This is a genomic window from Acidiphilium sp. (assembly GCF_049977125.1).
Lineage (GTDB): Bacteria > Pseudomonadota > Alphaproteobacteria > Acetobacterales > Acetobacteraceae > Acidiphilium.
On the sequence record NZ_JBMFGY010000311.1, the window covers coordinates 1 to 2263 of the forward strand.

General features: G+C 58.2%; 4 protein-coding genes. All 4 read left to right on the forward strand.

Going from position 1 to position 2263, the window contains the following annotated elements:
- Positions 1–59: 59 nt before the first annotated feature.
- Positions 60–266, forward strand: a complete 207-nt coding sequence (locus tag ACP5E6_RS18465; protein WP_427956831.1) for a DUF3311 domain-containing protein — start codon at positions 60–62, stop codon at positions 264–266.
- A 10-nt stretch (positions 267–276) separates the two neighbouring features.
- The gene (mctP, locus tag ACP5E6_RS18470) at positions 277–1809 is read left to right on the forward strand and encodes a monocarboxylate uptake permease MctP (protein ID WP_427956826.1); all 1533 of its coding nucleotides are present in this window, start codon (positions 277–279) and stop codon (positions 1807–1809) included.
- A 7-nt stretch (positions 1810–1816) separates the two neighbouring features.
- A complete protein-coding gene (locus tag ACP5E6_RS18475) occupies positions 1817–2011 on the forward strand; it encodes a hypothetical protein (RefSeq protein ID WP_427956828.1) in 195 nt (64 codons plus the stop codon).
- A 103-nt stretch (positions 2012–2114) separates the two neighbouring features.
- Positions 2115–2263: type II toxin-antitoxin system VapB family antitoxin (locus ACP5E6_RS18480; RefSeq protein WP_427956833.1), on the forward strand; the 149-nt coding region annotated here is incomplete at its 3' end.

The following is a 2263-nucleotide window of genomic DNA, read 5'->3' on the forward strand; positions in this document are numbered from 1 at the left end:
TAGATGTCGGTAACAATCCCGGGGTCGGGATCGCCACAACTGGAAGATCGACCAACGCCATGTCATCACCCGTACCCCTGAAAGTAAACCGTGTCTCAGTCTGGCGGCTGCTGCTACTGATCCCCTTCATCGGTACACTCTGGGTGCCATTTTACAATCACCCGCTGCCTGCCCTTTTCGGGTTTCCATTTTTCTACTGGTATCAGCTTCTCGCCGTGCCGGTTTCCGCCTTTATTATTTTCATCGTCTACAAGGCGGAAAGCTGAGCAACGCGTCATGAACATCGCCGCCATTGTCTTCACAATCCTGGTCCTCCTGGTTCTCATCCTCGGCTTCGCGGCTGCCCGCTGGAAGTCCGGCGATCTCTCGAAACTCGAGGAATGGGGTCTCGGCGGTCGCCAGTTCGGTGTCATCATCTCCTGGTTCCTGATTGGTGGCGACGTCTACACCGCCTACACCTTCATCGCCGTCCCTGCCCTGATGTTCGGCGTCGGCGCACTCGCCTTCTTCGCAGTGCCCTACACGATCATCGCCTACCCAATTCTTTATGTGATCTTCCCGAAACTCTGGCGCGTCTCGGCGAAACACGGATTCGTCACCGGTCCAGAATTCGTCCGCGGTCGCTATGGAAACCGATACCTCGCCCTCGCCGTCGGCATCACCGGCATCGTCGCGACTATGCCCTACATTGCGCTGCAGCTCGTCGGCATGCAGACCGTGATCGGCGGCCTCGGCATCACTGGTGCCGGCTTCGGCGCACACCTGCCGCTCATCATCGCCTTCCTCGTTCTCGCCGCCTTCACCTTTACCTCAGGTCTGCGCGCACCGGCCATGATCGCCATCGTGAAGGACCTGTTGATCTACCTTACCATCATCGTTGCTATCATCGTCATTCCCTATGAACTTGGCGGCTTCGGCGCGATCTTCGCGAAAATCGCCCCCACCAAACTCCTGCTGCCCATCCCGCCAGTCGGTAGCGGCGGCCTCTACTCCGGCTATGCCACTCTCGCCCTCGGCTCGGCCATGGTGCTGTTCCTGTACCCTCATACTACCACCGGCATCCTCTCAGCCCGCTCAGGCGAAGTGGTTCGCCGCAACGCCGTCATACTACCCGCCTATACTTTTATGCTCGGTCTAATCACGCTACTCGGTGCCATGGCCGTCGCCGCGGACGTCTCGACCATGCCGCAATTCGCCGCCGGATTTAAGGAATTCGGCACCAATTTCGCCGTCCCCGCTCTGCTGATCCACACTCTGCCGCCGTGGTTCGTCGGAGTCGCCTTCGCCGCTATCGCCGTCGGCGCACTAGTTCCCGCCGCGATCATGGCGATTGCCTCGGCTAACATTTTCACCCGCGATATCTGGCGTCAGTTCATCAATCCGCACGTCACCCCCGGCCAGGAATCCATGGTCGCCAAGGTCTTTTCCATCGTCATGATAATCGGTGCCTTGGCCTTCATCTTTGGCCTGCCTCTAAAATACGCCATCCAACTCCAGCTTCTCGGCGGCATGTGGATGATCCAGATCTTCCCTTCAATCGTGTTCAGCCTTTTTACCCGCTTCTACAATGGTTGGGCACTGCTAATCGGCTGGGCCTCTGGCATCACCATGGCTACCCACTACGCCCTGCTCAACCACCTCATCGGCGCAATCTACCCGTTCCACATCGCCGGCTACACATTCCCCTGCTACATCGCCATCGCCACCTTCATCCTCAACGTCGTGGTCTCGACCATCCTCTCCCCCATCCTCAACACGTTTGCCTCCGACCGCATCCACGACGTTACAACTGCGGCCGATTACGTATGATCGCAGGGTGGCAGACACGTCGAAGCCGGAAAGGCGAGGGCGCTGCGCGACACTCCTGATCGAACCCGGCTGGCGCGATCTCAAGGCGCATCACCTCGCCCACCAGATCTTCGTCAACGCCGCCGCCTTTGACGAAACCCACCACGAAGTGGTCGGGTCCCTCAATTTAGACGGCCACCCTAGTCGCGTGTGCAAAGGTTAGAATGTCCGATTGGTCGAGATGCCGAGCGAACAACGGCGTTTCCTTGTAATTTCGCCGATATTCGGATATTCAATCAAGAATATATAAATATCAGGAGTCATCCATGCCCCTGTACATTCGAGATGATGTGACGGCTGAACTCGTCGCGCGACTGGCAAAGGAACGAGGCATGACCAAGCAGGACGCGGTGCGTATGGCGGTTCAGGCTGAACTCGATCGTGCCCGTGACGCGAAACCCCTGAGCGAGCGTAT

Coding starts and splice junctions, on each gene's coding strand:
- ACP5E6_RS18465 (WP_427956831.1), top strand. CDS start 60: ATGTCATCACCCGTACCCCTGAAAGTAAACCGTGTCTCAGTCTGGCGG.
- mctP (WP_427956826.1), top strand. CDS start 277: ATGAACATCGCCGCCATTGTCTTCACAATCCTGGTCCTCCTGGTTCTC.